The 14,466-nt window shown below is 58.0% G+C and carries 25 protein-coding genes, 1 pseudogene and 1 other annotated feature; of the genes and pseudogenes, 24 read left to right on the top strand and 2 right to left on the bottom strand.

The window, feature by feature from the left end; all coding sequences use genetic code 11:
• Nucleotides 1-24 precede the first annotated feature (24 nt).
• From HDE78_RS12965 to HDE78_RS12855, 24 genes and pseudogenes are all read left to right on the top strand, one after another.
• The gene (locus tag HDE78_RS12965) at nucleotides 25-345 is read left to right on the top strand and encodes a hypothetical protein (protein WP_179480103.1); all 321 of its coding nucleotides are present in this window, start codon (nucleotides 25-27) and stop codon (nucleotides 343-345) included.
• Between the two features lie 72 nt (nucleotides 346-417).
• Entirely contained in the window at nucleotides 418-807 is a 390-nt protein-coding gene (locus HDE78_RS12960; protein WP_179480101.1) for a hypothetical protein, read from the top strand.
• 54 nt (nucleotides 808-861) lie between these two features.
• Nucleotides 862-1,194: a hypothetical protein gene (locus HDE78_RS12955; RefSeq protein ID WP_179480099.1), complete on the top strand. Its 333-nt coding sequence runs from the start codon at nucleotides 862-864 to the stop codon at nucleotides 1,192-1,194.
• A gap of 510 nt (nucleotides 1,195-1,704) precedes the next feature.
• The gene (locus tag HDE78_RS12950; RefSeq protein ID WP_179480097.1) at nucleotides 1,705-2,397 is read left to right on the top strand and encodes a lysozyme inhibitor LprI family protein; all 693 of its coding nucleotides are present in this window, start codon (nucleotides 1,705-1,707) and stop codon (nucleotides 2,395-2,397) included.
• Nucleotides 2,398-2,409: 12 nt separating this feature from the next.
• On the top strand, nucleotides 2,410-3,099 hold the full coding sequence (locus HDE78_RS12945) for a hypothetical protein (protein WP_179480095.1): 690 nt from the start codon (nucleotides 2,410-2,412) through the stop codon (nucleotides 3,097-3,099).
• 44 nt (nucleotides 3,100-3,143) lie between these two features.
• Nucleotides 3,144-3,638 (top strand): peptidoglycan-binding domain-containing protein, encoded by a 495-nt coding sequence (locus tag HDE78_RS12940; RefSeq protein ID WP_179480093.1) that lies wholly within the window; start codon nucleotides 3,144-3,146, stop codon nucleotides 3,636-3,638.
• Nucleotides 3,639-3,656: 18 nt separating this feature from the next.
• Nucleotides 3,657-3,935, top strand: a complete 279-nt coding sequence (locus tag HDE78_RS12935) for a hypothetical protein (RefSeq protein WP_179480091.1) — start codon at nucleotides 3,657-3,659, stop codon at nucleotides 3,933-3,935.
• Nucleotides 3,936-3,940: 5 nt separating this feature from the next.
• Nucleotides 3,941-4,222, top strand: coding sequence for a hypothetical protein (locus tag HDE78_RS12930; RefSeq protein ID WP_179480089.1), 282 nt, complete (start codon nucleotides 3,941-3,943; stop codon nucleotides 4,220-4,222).
• 155 nt (nucleotides 4,223-4,377) lie between these two features.
• Nucleotides 4,378-5,067: a hypothetical protein gene (locus HDE78_RS12925; RefSeq protein ID WP_179480087.1), complete on the top strand. Its 690-nt coding sequence runs from the start codon at nucleotides 4,378-4,380 to the stop codon at nucleotides 5,065-5,067.
• 63 nt (nucleotides 5,068-5,130) lie between these two features.
• Nucleotides 5,131-5,457 carry a nucleotide pyrophosphohydrolase gene (locus HDE78_RS12920; RefSeq protein WP_179480085.1) on the top strand — a complete coding sequence of 109 codons (327 nt, stop codon included), beginning with the start codon at nucleotides 5,131-5,133 and terminating at the stop codon, nucleotides 5,455-5,457.
• 351 nt (nucleotides 5,458-5,808) lie between these two features.
• Complete coding sequence (locus HDE78_RS12915) at nucleotides 5,809-6,174, top strand: hypothetical protein (protein WP_179480083.1); 366 nt, start codon at nucleotides 5,809-5,811, stop codon at nucleotides 6,172-6,174.
• A 114-nt stretch (nucleotides 6,175-6,288) separates the two neighbouring features.
• On the top strand, nucleotides 6,289-6,420 hold the full coding sequence (locus HDE78_RS21090; RefSeq protein ID WP_255457793.1) for a hypothetical protein: 132 nt from the start codon (nucleotides 6,289-6,291) through the stop codon (nucleotides 6,418-6,420).
• A 323-nt stretch (nucleotides 6,421-6,743) separates the two neighbouring features.
• Complete coding sequence (locus tag HDE78_RS12910; protein WP_179480081.1) at nucleotides 6,744-7,334, top strand: hypothetical protein; 591 nt, start codon at nucleotides 6,744-6,746, stop codon at nucleotides 7,332-7,334.
• Between the two features lie 150 nt (nucleotides 7,335-7,484).
• Nucleotides 7,485-7,894, top strand: a pseudogene (locus HDE78_RS12905) (IS3 family transposase); the annotation flags it as partial.
• Nucleotides 7,751-7,867: a sequence feature (AL1L pseudoknot), on the top strand. Its footprint overlaps the pseudogene before it by 117 nt.
• 417 nt (nucleotides 7,895-8,311) lie before the next feature.
• Nucleotides 8,312-8,917: a hypothetical protein gene (locus HDE78_RS12900; protein WP_179480079.1), complete on the top strand. Its 606-nt coding sequence runs from the start codon at nucleotides 8,312-8,314 to the stop codon at nucleotides 8,915-8,917.
• Nucleotides 8,918-9,102: 185 nt separating this feature from the next.
• Nucleotides 9,103-9,492 carry a nuclear transport factor 2 family protein gene (locus tag HDE78_RS12895; RefSeq protein ID WP_179480077.1) on the top strand — a complete coding sequence of 130 codons (390 nt, stop codon included), beginning with the start codon at nucleotides 9,103-9,105 and terminating at the stop codon, nucleotides 9,490-9,492.
• Nucleotides 9,493-9,534: 42 nt separating this feature from the next.
• Nucleotides 9,535-9,921 carry a VOC family protein gene (locus HDE78_RS12890; RefSeq protein ID WP_179480075.1) on the top strand — a complete coding sequence of 129 codons (387 nt, stop codon included), beginning with the start codon at nucleotides 9,535-9,537 and terminating at the stop codon, nucleotides 9,919-9,921.
• A gap of 88 nt (nucleotides 9,922-10,009) precedes the next feature.
• Nucleotides 10,010-10,456, top strand: coding sequence for a hypothetical protein (locus HDE78_RS12885; protein ID WP_179480073.1), 447 nt, complete (start codon nucleotides 10,010-10,012; stop codon nucleotides 10,454-10,456).
• A gap of 111 nt (nucleotides 10,457-10,567) precedes the next feature.
• Nucleotides 10,568-10,960 (top strand): hypothetical protein, encoded by a 393-nt coding sequence (locus tag HDE78_RS12880; protein ID WP_179480071.1) that lies wholly within the window; start codon nucleotides 10,568-10,570, stop codon nucleotides 10,958-10,960.
• 72 nt (nucleotides 10,961-11,032) lie between these two features.
• Nucleotides 11,033-11,482 (top strand): aldehyde-activating protein, encoded by a 450-nt coding sequence (locus tag HDE78_RS12875; RefSeq protein WP_179480069.1) that lies wholly within the window; start codon nucleotides 11,033-11,035, stop codon nucleotides 11,480-11,482.
• Nucleotides 11,483-11,596: 114 nt separating this feature from the next.
• Nucleotides 11,597-12,058, top strand: coding sequence for a VOC family protein (locus tag HDE78_RS12870; protein ID WP_179480068.1), 462 nt, complete (start codon nucleotides 11,597-11,599; stop codon nucleotides 12,056-12,058).
• A gap of 97 nt (nucleotides 12,059-12,155) precedes the next feature.
• Nucleotides 12,156-12,635 carry a DUF4188 domain-containing protein gene (locus HDE78_RS12865; RefSeq protein WP_179480066.1) on the top strand — a complete coding sequence of 160 codons (480 nt, stop codon included), beginning with the start codon at nucleotides 12,156-12,158 and terminating at the stop codon, nucleotides 12,633-12,635.
• 68 nt (nucleotides 12,636-12,703) lie between these two features.
• The gene (locus HDE78_RS12860; protein WP_179480064.1) at nucleotides 12,704-13,075 is read left to right on the top strand and encodes a VOC family protein; all 372 of its coding nucleotides are present in this window, start codon (nucleotides 12,704-12,706) and stop codon (nucleotides 13,073-13,075) included.
• Between the two features lie 85 nt (nucleotides 13,076-13,160).
• Nucleotides 13,161-13,502: an MmcQ/YjbR family DNA-binding protein gene (locus tag HDE78_RS12855; RefSeq protein ID WP_179480062.1), complete on the top strand. Its 342-nt coding sequence runs from the start codon at nucleotides 13,161-13,163 to the stop codon at nucleotides 13,500-13,502.
• 146 nt (nucleotides 13,503-13,648) lie between these two features.
• On the opposite strand, the gene HDE78_RS12850 is transcribed toward HDE78_RS12855, so the two are convergent.
• Nucleotides 13,649-13,972: an EthD family reductase gene (locus HDE78_RS12850; protein ID WP_179480060.1), complete on the bottom strand. Its 324-nt coding sequence runs from the start codon at nucleotides 13,970-13,972 to the stop codon at nucleotides 13,649-13,651.
• 72 nt (nucleotides 13,973-14,044) lie between these two features.
• Entirely contained in the window at nucleotides 14,045-14,452 is a 408-nt protein-coding gene (locus HDE78_RS12845) for a DUF779 domain-containing protein (RefSeq protein WP_179480059.1), read from the bottom strand.
• Nucleotides 14,453-14,466 lie beyond the last annotated feature (14 nt).

Raw genomic sequence — 14,466 nt, 5'->3', positions numbered from 1 at the left:
ATTTCTGCGTCAGGCTCCGCTTCTATGCACATTGAGCTCGTCCGCCGAATTGAATCCAGTGAGCCGGATGAGTCGGGTATGTACGACTACTACTACGAGTACGATATCTACCGCTTCACTGACGGCCCTCTCAGCCTCATTGCACGCAGCTACACCGACGAGCCAGACGAGGCGCACTTTCTTAGAGTTGAGACAAATGGAAGTCAGCGCGCCCTTGTCGAGGCCGATCTGAAACATCCGTTATTCCATTTGGCGCAGTCTCACCTGCGCAGCGAGGGAAAGATCACCTTGCGCTGGTTGAGTGGCAAGGGAAACGGCTATGAGTCAGTGCCAGCAAGCGGGTAAGAAGGGTCTTACCATTCATTCAAGCCGCACCCGCTTCGTGGGTCGGCTTAATTCGGGCGTCAGGCGTGCATCATGAACAGTCGCATTTTTGACGTGCCAATCTTCTACCTACCGCCAGACGATTTTCCTGGCGCAGCGGCCCGGTTGCATTACAACAAGGCCATCGGCTACATCTGGCTAGAGCCGCGTCCTGATGCGGTTCGCGCGGAGTATTGCCTTGCTCGCGAACGCCCGTCCCGCGTGCTAGTCAAGCGCACCTTTGAAGATTGCGGCAAGCTGTCTCAAGTGACATGCCAACGGCTGTCCCATGCAGCCATCCTGGCTAAACTTATTGGCGCGTTCCAAGAGTTTCAACAGGTTGGAGAGTTGAGCCGGTTCTGGATCGACCTCAGGTCACTGCGTGATATGGGTCGCTACATTGATTGGCGGGCTTTGGTTTCGTGCAGTGCGCTTGACCATTAGTTCAAGGCGGACGCCTCGGACGCTGCTTAACTCCCGCGTCAGATCGGAATATTTATGATCATGTTCTTTGTGACATTTGCGATAATTATCGCCATTACTGTTGCGCCCGTGATGTTTGCGGCACGCTTGGTCGGCGCTAAAAATACAGGCTTCGGCGCTGCCCTTTTGGCCGTCGTTCTTCTGGGATTACTATCCGCTGTAATCGATAAATTTCTTGCGGGCCAGTCTCAAACAATGACCTTCGCGGCCTCGTCGATTCTGGGTGCGGCTATCCTATCGGCTGTCATCGGCACAACGTTTTTTCGCGGCCTCGCCATCAGTGTCATTGCCACCATCGTTCAAATAATAGTCATCGTTGCCATCGCCATGGTCAGTCCGGAAAAGTGAGTGACCTGAGTGAGCATTCAATGCAACCGTGGTGCACTTCGTAGCTGAATCCGCCCAGCATCCTATATGTGTTGGCTGCTACCCCAAGGCCTGGCGCGGCGACAAGTGGCAGTGCGTGGGAGTCGTTGTGATCTTGTTGGACCTCAACGGCAACCCTACCAACTAAGACGACTCGTTGTGGTGTGTGAGCGACGACGGCGACCACACGCAGACTCTGGCTTATGACCTAGCGCTGGGCATCCGCGCGCGTGGGGCTTACGGATGTCCTAAACACTGAAGCACGGACTAGAGCAATGAGCCATGTCACATCAGCGTGGCGAATTAGCCGGTAGCAAGCATCGATTAGACGGGTATAAGATCAGTCAAGCTGATTTGACGCGTCGCTAAGGAGGGTGGGATGTTGTGCTGTCCGAAAGACATCATCGACAAGCAATTGAAGGATATCGGGCAATGACCGAGTCATGTTCAAAATGGTCGCCAGCCTCTATGAAAATACAGTCTACGTGCGCGATGAAGCTTCTCTTTGCGTTGGGTCTTGTCGGTCTATCGCCTAGCGTCCTCGCAGCCAGTTTCGATTGCCACAAGGCCGCGAGCGCCACGGAAAAGCTGATCTGTAGCGACGCCGAGACATCCGCGCTGGATGGCAAGCTGCAGCAAGCCTACAAGACGGCCCTGGCTGCGACCGATGCGTACGGCAAGAAAGCGTTGGCTAAAGAACAACGCAACTGGATCACGTACACCCGTGGCATTTGCCAAGATACGACCTGCCTAAGACAGATTTATACAGCCCGTATCACTGTATTGGCGCGCAACGATAAAAACATAGTTAATGACACTCCAGATAATTGCATAAAACCTAGCGGCAAGCCCAATTATGATGGCTGCTTGAATCTGGTGATCTATCGAGATCCCAACGACAGGATTAGTTCGTTCAACCAATCCCTATCGCAACAGAAGCAAAGCGGCAAGATCATCGGTTGCAGCCAGCTCATCGATCTGCCACTGGGCACCGTTGGCGGTGAAAACACTTTTGGCGGCACCTGCATACTGCAGGAAGGGTCACAGCGGAAAAATGTGGAAATTTGCTACGGCGATATGGGCGGGGCTTTCCAGATGCAGCCGGCCAGTCCACAGGATGCTTCCGATAAGCACCTGATCGATTTCACTTACACGCAGTGCTATGCCCCGCCGACTACGTCCTAAAAGGAGTTGACCATGTCAGACAGCGCCACTATCACCCGCGATCAACTGCTCACGGTTGTCATCTCCACAGAGCTTGGCGGAAGAACGGGCGATTCTAGTCATTTTTCGTATGCCGAGCTTGCCAGTAGCACCTATTCGTTTGGGCCGATGCAATTTGATGTCGGTAATGGGGGTCATGAAGTAAAGGGTTTTTTGAAGTCGAATGGATTCGACGATACCGACATCACTAATCTATCGCAACATGGTGGTCTGTCACGCAAGGAGCTGGATGCGCTAGACATCAAATTGCAGGCGATCCCGCAAACCAAAATGGATCAATTCACCAACCAACAGCTGGATGCCACCATTGGACGTGTAGGCGACATCATTGATGATGTTCGCAAACAAAATCCAGCGGCCGCCGACGCCATGGTCAAAGACGCCAAATTGCAATTAGGCGTCGCCGATTACGCGAACCAGTTCTCCCCTCGGTATGACGCCCAGCTTGCTAGCTTTCTGGCAGGGAAGATGGAGCGCGGGATACAAGCGGGTAACCCACCGACCCGTGACGATATGCAGAACTTTATCGGTACGACACCATACGGCCGCGACCCGGCCAATGCGCGCGGCGTCGCAGGCCGCGAAGAGCGCTTCAACGAAGCCATGAGCGAACTCAAGCTTGGCCCTGCCAGCCCTGCCAAAAAGCCCACGGCCATACGTTGAACGAGGCTGGGGCAATCCTCAAGCAAGGAGGCCATGGCGATACCGTGCGCGCGTTGCAATCCGACCTTGCCGTGCTGGGCTATACCGACAGCCATGGTCAAACCCTGCATGCAGACGGTCGCTTCGGCCCCGCCACCACCAAGGCAGTGGAGAGCTTTCAGAGGAATAATGGCCTGAAGATTGATGGTGTAGCCGGCCCGACGACACTCAACGCCTTGCGGGAGCAGGTACACAACCTGGAACACGCCCAAGGCCCCTATGCCGAAACGGCGCAGGCGGTCACCAAGGACAGCTCTGTCCACGACATGTTCGAGGCGATTTGTAGCGCCGCTGAAAGAGGCGACACCAAGGGCATGCTGGCAGTGGGCAAATGCTATGAGCAGTCCCCCGAGGGCCATGCATATCTGGCGATGGGCGCTCAGCTCAACCGCCAACAGGATCAGATACAGGCGCAGGGTCAGACGATCAATCAGCAGGCAACGCAGATCGAGGCACAAACCCAAGCCCCGCAGCAGAGCGTGCCGGTGATGTCACGCTAACACTTACAAGGAAGAACCATGGACCAGCGCGAAGTGGAAGCACTTGTCGTCAAGATCAGCATGTTTGCCAACCGTATGACCGAGCTTGGCGAACATGTCGCTCAGCAGTCACGGCAAGCAACGCAGCAATTGACTCAGACTGCGCAAGGCCTTGGTCATGTCGCCGATCAATCCGTTACGCGCATTGTTGATGGGGTGGAGAAGACTGCGGCAAAATCCATCTCGGCCGGCGCAAATACCGCTGTCTCCGAAATACTCCAACGCCTTGGCAACGGCGTGCAGCAGCTCGACGAGTGAAGCAAATGATCGGTACGATCAACACGCTGGAACAGCGTGTCGTCAAGACGGATCGCGCACATGTGGCGACAGCTTGGAAAGGGTTCATCGGCCTTTTGATGGGCGCGTTGGCTATCGTCGGCGCGTCGACTTATATGGTCTGGTCGGCACGGCAGGACCTGAGCAACCTCAAGTGGGCCGAGCAAGTTCAGGCGGCAGAAACAGCCGGTACGCTGGCGCAGTGCCCAGACAGCGACGGCATCTGCGCGCTGGACGGCAAGAAGTGGGTACGGCTAGTCCCGCGCTGAATTGTGCAACACCTCCCGCTGCAACCCAATCGCCTCTATCAATCGCCCCCAATGCTGCACAACCCTGCGCTCAACCGTACCTGCGCTAAAAACCGCGCGGGCCGGTCAGCTCCACGTTAGCCGCACTGATTTTTCGAAGTAAGGAAGGGGTCTCGATGCACACTCATACATTGCAGGACGAGTCAGAATCATTCCAGGTCTCCGTGCGCGAGGCGAAAGAATTTTCCCCCGTTGTGCTTTTTGCGGTGGGTGCAGGTGGCAATCCAGAGCGCCACGTTACGCTGCTGGACACGTTGAAAGAAACAGGTTGCACCGTCGTTGCTCCACACTTTCCACGACTCAGTTCACTGGAACCCACAGAAGCAGAGTTGATGCTACGCGCAAGGCGGATTTGTCTTACGCTCGATGCCTTTGTGCAACCCGACGCAACGGCGGCGAGTGTGGGGCACTCCATCGGTGCCACCCTTCTTCTCGCGCTGGCCGGGGGACAAATGTGGTCAAGGCTCGGTGAGCGCATCGACATCCAAGCGGATGGACGGCTAACGCGTCTTGGCCTGATTGCACCGCCAACCGGGTTCTTCCAGGTGCCAGGCGCACTCGATGCGGTGCACGTTCCCATTCAGGTGTGGGTCGGCTCTGCGGACAACATCACGCCTCCCGCACAAAGTGAATGGCTGGCTCAGACCATGCGAGGCTGGCAAACAGTGAATGTTCGCATCGCCGACGGCGCAGGCCATTTCTCGTTCATGGATCAACCGCCGCCCCATACCGTTGAACCGCTGCAGAACAAGCAGGCATTCCTTCGCGATTTTTCAAGTGAGATTTGCAACTTTGTGCACGGCTAGCTATTTATTCAAGCCGAACCCGCTTCGCGGGTCGGCTCAATTCAGACGTCATATGTGATCAACATGAACTTTACCGACCTGGAAAAATCTGCCCTACGGCTCAATGAGCTTTACGAACAGCTTGAGATCAAGAGGTATGGACGTGTATGGACCACGGAGGAGCTTACGCTCGGTTTCGTAGGCGATGTCGGCGACCTAGCAAAACTGATTCAGGCGAATGCTGGCGTCAGAAAAATTGACGACTGCCAAGCGAAACTTGGGCATGAGTTGTCGGACTGCCTCTGGTCGATCATCGTTCTTGCGAATAAGTGCGGCATCGATTTAGAGGCAGAGTATTCCAAGAACACTAGAGAATTAATCGAACACGTATCCAACGAGCTGGAGACGTAAAATCCATTCAAACCGCCACCGCTTCATAGTGCGGCTTAATTTAGGCATCAGGCGTCACAAAACATGATTCACGCAGTACGGGAGTGGATGCAGTTCAATTTTTGGTTCGGCCTGCTGTGCCTTACTGCAGGTCTAATCGTCTTAGTGCCGCTTTTGCTATCCAAGTCTTTTCGAGTGCGCTTCTTACATTCCAACTGGGACTTGGAGGTCATCGGCGTTGTTACGTTGGCCATCGTGCTTCTCTTGGTCGGCTTCTACAATCATCTAGGCGCCAGTGGCGTCTAACATTTCGTTCGAGGCGGACGGCCTCGTCGCCGCTTAACTCCAGCGTTAGCTGGCAGGGAAGGATCTATGCAACGCGTACTCCGTAAAGGCGCTTCAGCCGTGTACCTACAGTACGATCACGTAGGCGAATCGATCGGCGCCGATAACTTCGTAGCAACCGTTCGCAACGATGCCGTAGTTCTCAGCTTCAATCTGCGCCCCGTCGACTCAAATCAGAAGTCGGACGAGGAGCATCTACACTCTGAAGAGCTACGAGAAATCCACCTGTCGGATGATTACGTTATCCAAAATTTTTCCTCGTTCTTGTCGTCGCCAAACATCGCTGCGCAAGAGCTCGCGGTCGAGATCACGTCATGTGGCAAGGTCCTTCGCTTCCCTATAGCAATCGGCCCTGCTGGCTTAGGCTTTTTGCCGCTATTAGTGCAGCGGTAAGCTAGCTAACAATTCGTTCAAGGCGGACGGCTTCGCCGCCGCTTAACTCAAGCGTTAAGCTCTATCCAATTAACAGGGGAAATTCGATGAGTTCTGCAAACGAAATGGACACAATTGGGCAGGCTGCCGCTGCCGGTGTGGGTGCTACGGTGGGCGCGGGCGCAGGTGCAGCAATCGGCGTCGCTACGGTTGCCGCAGCAGCAGAAGCTGCAGCTGCAGCTGCAGCTGCAGCTGCGGCAGCTATAGCTTCTGCGACGGCGGCGGGAGTAGCTGGGGCGGCAGCAACTACAGGCGCTCTTGCAACCGCAGGTGGTGGCGCCCTCGCGATTGGAGGTACGGGTATGGCTGGCGGAATCGGGTCCGTTGTTGCTGCAGCTGCAACATCTGCCGCAGTCCCCATTATCGGGTGGGCCGTTGGCGGAGCATTGCTCGCTGGGGCGGGTAGTTGGGGCGCTTACAAGTTCTTCACACGTAAAAATTAAATACGCTTGCCACCTAACAAGCACATACCACCGACGGGAAAATCGCAGTTTAGGCTAGGGGACGGCGCTCGGCCAATTGGAATTAATATGACCAGCAAGCTAGAGGCGGCCTACGCGAACCTATTTAAGGTGGCGAATGCCGTCAATGAAGCTTTGCAGACCGCCGAGTTTGCCGGCGGCGAGAAAGAAAAGCTTGCGGTGTCGTGTCTTGAAGTGTCGCTTGAGCACCAATCCTCCATCCTCCTGCTTGGCACTCATCTTCAATACAGTTCAATGTTCGCGTTGCTGCGCCCTTCGGGGGAAGCGTATGTCCGTGGGCGCTGGCTCTTCCGTTGCGCAGACCCGCAAGGAATCGTCGACTTCAAAAACGGAAAGATCAAGAAGTTTCCCGATTTGCTTGCAGAAATCGAGGCTGTGCAGCCCGGCCATTCGATGCAACCTTTCAGGGCGTTGATAAAGAGCTTGCACGACTTTACGCATACCGGCATCAATCAGCTCGTGCGCCGCGCAATCGGGGGTGGTCACTATCCCGCTGATGACATTGAGAAGGCGTACAACATCACGTCCACCTTCTGTCTATTGGCCGGCCTAGAGTTGGCCTCGCTTGCAAAAGACCACGCCGAACGCGTAATCAAGATGGCGCAATGCTCTGACAACTTCCCGCCTCGATCACCTTGAATGGCAAGTCCCGAATTGCTCACTGAGGCTTTGGCGGCACGGATACTCTGCACCTTTCGGCAACAGCCTAACCCATCCTTCGAGCGGACCTGCGTTCGGCAGGCTGCTCAAGTCAAACTTTTAGGCGCTGGGCACACACAACGTTGAGGCATGCCATGTCTAGAACGAAGCCGCGAGCGCGCCGTGCGCATGGTGCAGGAGCATCGCGGAGAGTAACTATCGCTGTGGGCTGCTGTGGATTCGACGGCGCCTAAGATCAGCTGCGTACCGCAAACCTTGCTGGGCTAGGTGCAGCGGCACAAGGTCGACACCGGTCTTCGCGACGACGTGACCACCGCCGAAGCGCCGCGGATGAAAGAACTCGAGCGCTAGAACAAGGATTTGCGCCGAGCCAACGAGATCCTGAAGCTGGCGAATGCTTTTTTCGCCCAGGCGGAGCTCGACCGGCGAGTCAAGTCTTGAGGGACTTCATCGACGACCATCGGAGCACCTTCGGGGTCGAGCCGATCTGCAAAGACTTGCAGGTCGCCCCGTCGGGATATCGATGTCATGCAGCGAGAGGTCCGCGGCGTTCTTTACGATATCGGCTTCTCGCACAATCGGCAGCTCATTAGTGACGCTGATGCATGTTTCGTCGTGAGGGAATCGATCGCGCGCGTGCGGCTTACTCGTCGAGCAAATCCGTTCCATTGCGTCGTTCGCTCGGGCAGTTGACACCTCGCACTCGCGATAGCAGACTCGATGTCAAGGAGCGTAGAAACTCCTCTCATAGCGGTGCCCACCTCCGTCAAACCGGTGGTTTTTTTGTACCTACGCTTTTTGTAGGCACAACCGACGCGATGCCTGCGTCGGGAGGGCGGCGAATACAACACCCGCAAGGGAAATAAGCCCGCCGGCTATGAGCGGTTTCTAACCTCCCGACTTCCCGTCCGGCGTCATGCTGTGGACGGGTACTTCGACGGAATGAGGAGGCGGCCATGGCGACGTTCGATGCGGATGATCGGGACACGATGGGTTATTTTCTGCCGGAGAACGGCCAGCTCCGGCTGCAGAAGCTGCGCGACTACGCGGAGTTTCTCTCGCATATCGCACAACCGCGCACGCCGGACGTAGCGCAGGAAGGTATCCCCGAGATCAACGCGGAGCAGGTCACGATCTGCCTGGAATTTCTGGTGGAACAGATGGGCATGGTGCTTAGCAATCTCTCGTTTCCGGCCTACCGCGGCGAAAGCGACGCGGCGCCTGCCGACGACGAAACGCCTTATGCCACGGAGACGATGCCCGACGACGCCGACGGCCGCTACCGCTTCGGCATGACCCTGGATCAGGTCGATGCGCTCAACCGGCTGATCGACATGATTGTGGCGCATGGCGATGTGGTGACCGCCAGCCATGGCGCCGAGCTGGCCGATCACACGCTGTCGCTGCTGGGGCATGCCATCTTCAACGATGCGCGGGCCGTGCGCGACATCATCCGCGTGGTGGAATCGCAGAGGCTTGGGGCGGCACGCGATTCGCACACCGGCGTCGGCGAAGAACGTGGCGTCTACCGGGTCGTGCAAGAACGCGACTGGATTCACTGAATCACCGTGGCGTCGCGCAAGGCCGCGTTCGACGATGCGAGGCGGTGAGCTGGCGTACGGGTTTTCGCTTGCGACCCTAAGGCAGTCATCGCCATCGCGACATTGCGCGGCCCATCCATTCGCCTCGAGGTCGGCTATCCTTTGATTCCGGCGTCAGGCATCCGACCGACCCGCAAAGGTGAACCATGACGGATCATCCTATTGAAATCTGGCATCGCATTGTCCGGCAGCGCGACCCATCGGCATTGATGGGCCTGCTCGCGGAGGACGCCGTCTTCTACTCGCCGGTGGTTCACACGCCGCAGCACGGCAGAAAACGGGTTGCCACTTATCTGGGCGCAGCCTTCCATGTGTTCTTCAACCCGACGTTTCACTACGTACGTGAGATCGTTGGGGCGTCGGACGCCATGCTGGAGTTCGAGACCGAGCTGGACGGCATACAGGTCAATGGCGTCGACCTGATAAAGTGGAACGAGGCGGGCCAGATCGTCGAATTCAAGGTGATGATCCGGCCACTCAAGGCGATCACTATGGTTCACCAGCGCATGGCGGCCCTGCTGCAGTCGGATCGATAGAGGGCATTGCCGCGCGGGCGTACAAACAGCGAGGTCCGACCGATGGGCGTCAATCCCACACTTTCCACCATCCGGCAGATAGCCATTACCGTCAGCGATGTCGATGCAGCGCTGACGTTTTATCGCGACGTGCTCGGCTTGACCTTTCTGTTCAGCGCCGGGCCGAATTTAGCCTTCCTGGACGCGGCGGGTATTCGCGTGATGCTGAGTACGCCGCAAGGCTCGGGTGCCGTCGGTCAGAATTCCATCCTCTATTTCAAGGTGTCGGACATCGTTGCCGTCCATGCCGCGCTGGTGGAACGCGGCGCCAAGGACGAGCGCGCGCCGCAGCTTGCCGCGAAGATGCCGGACCATGCATTGTGGACAGGCTTTCTGCGCGATCCGGATGGCAATCTGGTGGGGCTGATGGAAGAGAAGCCCTTGCTGTAGTCGCCGCACTCGAGACCGCGGCCGTCCATTGATGCAGGATCAACCGTGACACGCCGGCACCTGGCTCAACGTCGGCTCAGGAGGATTTATGAAGGCAGTGGCTGGAGGCGTCATCGCTATCGTTCTGCTCGTGTTTTACGTTTTGCTCGTGCACGCAGCCATTGCTGTCGTCGATTGCGTCAGCACCGCCGGCTGCACGGAGCTGACGGCCGCCTCGTTCAACGACGTCAAATCCCAAGCCATGTCCGTGCTGGGGGGCCTGGTATCTGCGCTGATCATTTCGGAGCTGGCCATTGCCAAGCCGGGTGAAGCGCCTGCGGCACGCCTGCTGGTGGCCGCCTCGGACAGGGCCAAGAACGTTCTCCGTTGGACGACATGGCTATACGTGGCTGCCTGGCTGGTTACCGGCGCGTGGGCGTTCTGGACCGGCTTGAATCATCCCGCGACGTTGCCTGCGCTTACCAGCGTAGGCCAGGCGTGGCTTGGGCTGTCGGTCGCCTCGGCCTATGCGTACTTCGGTCTGAGTCCGAGCTGATGGCGAATGTTGACCACCGTGAGTAGCCTGCGGGCCAACTGCTCATGCAGAGCGGATGGCTTTCCGATAATTGAAATGCCGCGTTAAAACACAACGCACAGGAAGATCGACGTGCCCGTCCCGTTCGCAGCAGGTGCCGTGGTCTATGCCAAGAGTGTTGCCAAGGTCAGTGACTTTTATGCAGACGTCGCCGATCTGCGGATCACGCACGCGGAGCAGGACTACGTCGTGCTCGAGTCGCCGACTTTTCAGCTCGTGGTTGTTGCCATTCCTGCCGAACGCGCGGCCTCTATGCACATCGATGTGCCGCCGAAGCGACGCGAGGCGAGGCGACCGCCATCAAACTTGCTCTGCCTGTCGTTAGCATCGCTGCCGCGCGCGTGCTGGCGCAGTCACTCGGTGGAGAGCTCAACCCGCAAGAACAAGAGTGGCAGTTTCAGGGTTCGCGCATTTGCGACGGGCACGACCCCGAAGGCAATGTGGTGCAGTTTCGCGAGCATGTGATTTGATTTCCATGGCAGCGCAGAGGGTTCCGCTGCTACTCCGTTTGGATAACAAGCCGCCCCAGGTACAACGATGTCGCCACTAGCCAGCACGTTTTCATTGTCAGGCGGCTGCCATTGCGGCCAGCTGCACCTAAGCTTTTCCACCGCGCTCGACCCGGCAAGCATCGTTCCGCGCGCCTGCGACTGTTCGTTTTGCGAAAAGCACGGCGCCGCCTATGTTTCCGATCCCGCTGGGCAACTGTCCGTCACGGCGCTCAGCTCGGACGCGCTGCGTCGGTATCGACAAGGATCCAACACCGCCGACTTTTTGCTCTGCGCGCAATGCGGTGTGCTGATTGCAGTTGTCTTTGAGAACGACGCTCGCCTTTACGCGACTGTCAACGCTCGATGCCTGGCGCAGCCCACCGGCTTTGGAATGACCACCCCGGCTTCGCCGCAATGGCTGGGTCCAGGCGAAAAGGTGGCGCGGTGGTCGCAACTTTGGATTCCGGATGTGTCGTTGGTCACGTCGGGAACCTGACATTGATCTGAGGGGTTCGGATGTGCGCCGTTCAACGCTAGCGCTGGACGTCACCAAACGCGCCTACAATTCCAACACAGTCAACGCTGGCCAACCGCCGACTCGGGAGACGCTATGAAGCATCTATCGCTGCGCACCGTCCTTTGGATTCTCTTCGTCATTGCCCCCTGCTCCGCCTTGGCGGCCGACCCGCCCACGCAGAGCCATAGGCAGAAAGTTTTAGGCATTGGCGGCCTGTTCTTCCGCTCCGAGCATCCCGAGCGGCTTGCGCAGTGGTACGAAACCTATCTCGGTATTTCGGTGGTGCCGACAAGCTACGGACAGAAGTCGTGGCAGCAAGAGGCCGGTCCCACCGCGTTCGCTCCTTTTCCGAAGAACACGACGTATTTCGGCAAGCCGGGGCCCAACTGGATGGTCGACTTTCGGGTGGCCGATCTCAAGGCCATGATTGCGCAGCTCCGCGCCGCCGGCATTGAAGTCGAGGCGCCGCAGAGCTATCCCAATGGGGACTTTGCACGGCTGCACGATCCCGAGGGCAACCCCATCGAGCTGTGGCAACCCAAACCTTCAAAGTGAGAACTTCTTTGCAAACAGCACTCGCGATTGCTCCAACGGAAGGCGTTGATACAGCGGCGGCAGACAAAGGGTGCCGGACGTTGGAGCAGGCATCCGCATGATTCGATCCGAGCGTCTTACCGCCGCTATCGAGGGCGACTTTGTGGTTTTTTTGATCGGCATGCGGATCAACCGGCCGCTGAAGGCGCATAAGTGGCTGCCGGTGATTCGTGCGATGCCGCGCATGATCGAGGAGCTTTATCGCCAGCCCGAGCTCGGCTTCATGCAGGCCGAGATGTGGTTTTCGCGCACCACCATCATGGTGCAGTACTGGCGCTCGATGGAGCAACTGCTCGCCTACGCGAAGAACAAGAATGCCGAACACCTGCCGGCATGGCAGGCGTTCAACAAGACGGTCGGCACCGATGGCACGGTTGGCATATGGCACGAGACGTATGCGGCTTCGCCGGGGACCTATGAGAATGTTTATATCAACATGCCCGACTTCGGTCTCGGCAAGGCCGGCACGCTACAGTCGGCGACCGGAGGCAGACAGTCTGCCGCTGGGCGCCTCGGCAAAGTCAGGCCCGTAGACTGAGCCGCGCATCGAACAAAGCGCCACTTACCGCTCGCCTGAGCCCGATGCAAAACACCATGGAGCATTCGATGAATCTGGATACCGTCGAGATAAAAGCTTTTGTTCCCGCCCGCGACTTCGAGCTGTCCAAGCGCTTCTACGAAGACCTGGGCTTTAGCGTGGCGTGGTCATCCAACGATCTGGCGTATCTGCATGCGGGCCCATCCAGCTTTCTGCTGCAGCGGTTTTACCAGCAGGAACACGCGGCAAATTTCATGATGCATCTGCTGGTGGCGGATGTGGAAGCGTGGTGGAAACAGGTGGTCGATCGGCAACTGGCGGAACGCTATGGCGTGAAAGCGCAAGCCCCGGAGGACCGGCCGTGGGGCGTGCGCGATTTCGTCCTCGTCGATCCCACCGGCGTGCTTTGGCGTATCGGGCAGAATATCGAGTCGAACTGAGGTATTTCTGCGCGAGTGGGCATTTGACCGCGGCGGGCGACACGGCATACAACCGCACGGACGTTTTCAAACGAGGGAACGCACGGTGAAATTCGCCACACTACGAACCTATGCCCTGTCCCTGCCCGAGGTGACCGAGCAGCCGCATCATCACTCGGGCTCGTTTCGCGTTCGCGGCAAGATCTTCGTGACGATTCCGCCGGGGCAGACACATATCCACCTGTTCGTTTCCGAGGAACAGCGCGAGCAGGCGCTGGCCATGTATCCCGAGTTTACCGAGAAGCTGCTGTGGGGCGGCAAGGTGGTCGGACTGCGCCTGGCGCTCGCCAGCGCACCGGCGGCTGTGGCCAAGCAGCTGGTTCGGCAAGCCTGGGGGAACAAAGCACCGAAAGCCCTGCTCGCGTCGGATGCTGGTGGCGATTGGTGATGCCGACGCGCCGTCCCATTATTCGAACGACATCCGGCTTCGCCTACCCCTTCGCGCGCCCAGCTATCGCCGGCACGCGTGACATCGCCCGGCGCGAATCGATCAGGCCGTCACCGCATCGATCGACGGCCTGATCGACCGAATGCTCAGCCCGGAAAGCCCACGATCACTTCGCTCATCTGCATCACCGGCGCGAGGTCGGTGTAGTTGGCGATGTCCGCGAGAATTTCCTTGGCGTGCGGACCGAAGCCGGCCTGAAAGGCCTCGGCCGATTCGCTGAAGATATGGCACATGCCGACATAGGTAGCCGGCGCATCCGGCGCGCCGCCGTTGAGACCCTTGTCGACGGTGTAGTACTTGCAGCTGTCGCCCATCAGGCGCTTGACCAGCGGCATATGCTTGTCTTTGTAGTACGCGTGGTCGAAGCGCGCGCCGGGCACGTTGGGGTACATCACACTGACCTTGATCATGAGCTGTCTCCGGTCGAGAACTTGCTTGCGTGTTGAATCAGAGTTGGTTGGCTTTCATCGCGGTCGACTGGCTCAGAAGCGACCGTCTTTCTGCAGCTGGGCGATTTCGTCGTCGGTGAACAGGCGCGAGCGCGTGAGAAAGCGCACGCCCTCGCCGTTGTCCAGCGAGAACATGCCGCCACGGCCTTCGACCACATCGATGATCAGCTGGGTGTGCTTCCAGTATTCGTACTGCGATGGGCTCATGTAGAACGGCGCATCGGCAATCACGCCGAGCTGCACGTCGTTGTCGCCGACGATGAAATCGTCTTTGGGATAGCACATCGGCGAGGAACCGTCGCAGCAGCCGCCGGACTGATGAAACAGCACCGGGCCATGCTTTTGCCGCAGCCGTTCGATCAGCGCATTGGCGGCGGCGGTGGCGATGACCTTGTCGACCCGCGGGTCGACGGCGGCATCGGTGACGGAAACCTCAGACATGATTCTCTCCGTGG

Source organism: Rhodanobacter sp. K2T2, assembly GCF_013408815.1.
Taxonomy (GTDB): Bacteria; Pseudomonadota; Gammaproteobacteria; order Xanthomonadales; family Rhodanobacteraceae; genus Rhodanobacter.
Note: the sequence above shows the minus strand (reverse complement) of the source record. Positions and strands in the feature narration are given on the sequence as shown.

Bases quoted from the DNA above. Each gene is read 5' to 3' on its own strand.
- HDE78_RS12955 (WP_179480099.1), top strand. From the start codon at position 862: ATGATCATGTTCTTTGTGACATTTGCGATAATTATCGCCATTACTGTT.
- HDE78_RS12915 (WP_179480083.1), top strand. From the start codon at position 5,809: ATGCAACGCGTACTCCGTAAAGGCGCTTCAGCCGTGTACCTACAGTAC.
- HDE78_RS12860 (WP_179480064.1), top strand. From the start codon at position 12,704: ATGAATCTGGATACCGTCGAGATAAAAGCTTTTGTTCCCGCCCGCGAC.
- HDE78_RS12890 (WP_179480075.1), top strand. From the start codon at position 9,535: ATGGGCGTCAATCCCACACTTTCCACCATCCGGCAGATAGCCATTACC.
- HDE78_RS12960 (WP_179480101.1), top strand. From the start codon at position 418: ATGAACAGTCGCATTTTTGACGTGCCAATCTTCTACCTACCGCCAGAC.
- HDE78_RS12930 (WP_179480089.1), top strand. From the start codon at position 3,941: ATGATCGGTACGATCAACACGCTGGAACAGCGTGTCGTCAAGACGGAT.
- HDE78_RS12920 (WP_179480085.1), top strand. From the start codon at position 5,131: ATGAACTTTACCGACCTGGAAAAATCTGCCCTACGGCTCAATGAGCTT.
- HDE78_RS12900 (WP_179480079.1), top strand. From the start codon at position 8,312: ATGGCGACGTTCGATGCGGATGATCGGGACACGATGGGTTATTTTCTG.
- HDE78_RS12845 (WP_179480059.1), bottom strand. From the start codon at position 14,452: ATGTCTGAGGTTTCCGTCACCGATGCCGCCGTCGACCCGCGGGTCGAC.
- HDE78_RS12965 (WP_179480103.1), top strand. From the start codon at position 25: ATGCACATTGAGCTCGTCCGCCGAATTGAATCCAGTGAGCCGGATGAG.
- HDE78_RS12875 (WP_179480069.1), top strand. From the start codon at position 11,033: ATGTCGCCACTAGCCAGCACGTTTTCATTGTCAGGCGGCTGCCATTGC.
- HDE78_RS12870 (WP_179480068.1), top strand. From the start codon at position 11,597: ATGAAGCATCTATCGCTGCGCACCGTCCTTTGGATTCTCTTCGTCATT.
- HDE78_RS12850 (WP_179480060.1), bottom strand. From the start codon at position 13,972: ATGATCAAGGTCAGTGTGATGTACCCCAACGTGCCCGGCGCGCGCTTC.
- HDE78_RS12910 (WP_179480081.1), top strand. From the start codon at position 6,744: ATGACCAGCAAGCTAGAGGCGGCCTACGCGAACCTATTTAAGGTGGCG.
- HDE78_RS12935 (WP_179480091.1), top strand. From the start codon at position 3,657: ATGGACCAGCGCGAAGTGGAAGCACTTGTCGTCAAGATCAGCATGTTT.
- HDE78_RS12950 (WP_179480097.1), top strand. From the start codon at position 1,705: ATGAAGCTTCTCTTTGCGTTGGGTCTTGTCGGTCTATCGCCTAGCGTC.
- HDE78_RS12945 (WP_179480095.1), top strand. From the start codon at position 2,410: ATGTCAGACAGCGCCACTATCACCCGCGATCAACTGCTCACGGTTGTC.
- HDE78_RS12865 (WP_179480066.1), top strand. From the start codon at position 12,156: ATGATTCGATCCGAGCGTCTTACCGCCGCTATCGAGGGCGACTTTGTG.
- HDE78_RS12895 (WP_179480077.1), top strand. From the start codon at position 9,103: ATGACGGATCATCCTATTGAAATCTGGCATCGCATTGTCCGGCAGCGC.
- HDE78_RS12885 (WP_179480073.1), top strand. From the start codon at position 10,010: ATGAAGGCAGTGGCTGGAGGCGTCATCGCTATCGTTCTGCTCGTGTTT.
- HDE78_RS12925 (WP_179480087.1), top strand. From the start codon at position 4,378: ATGCACACTCATACATTGCAGGACGAGTCAGAATCATTCCAGGTCTCC.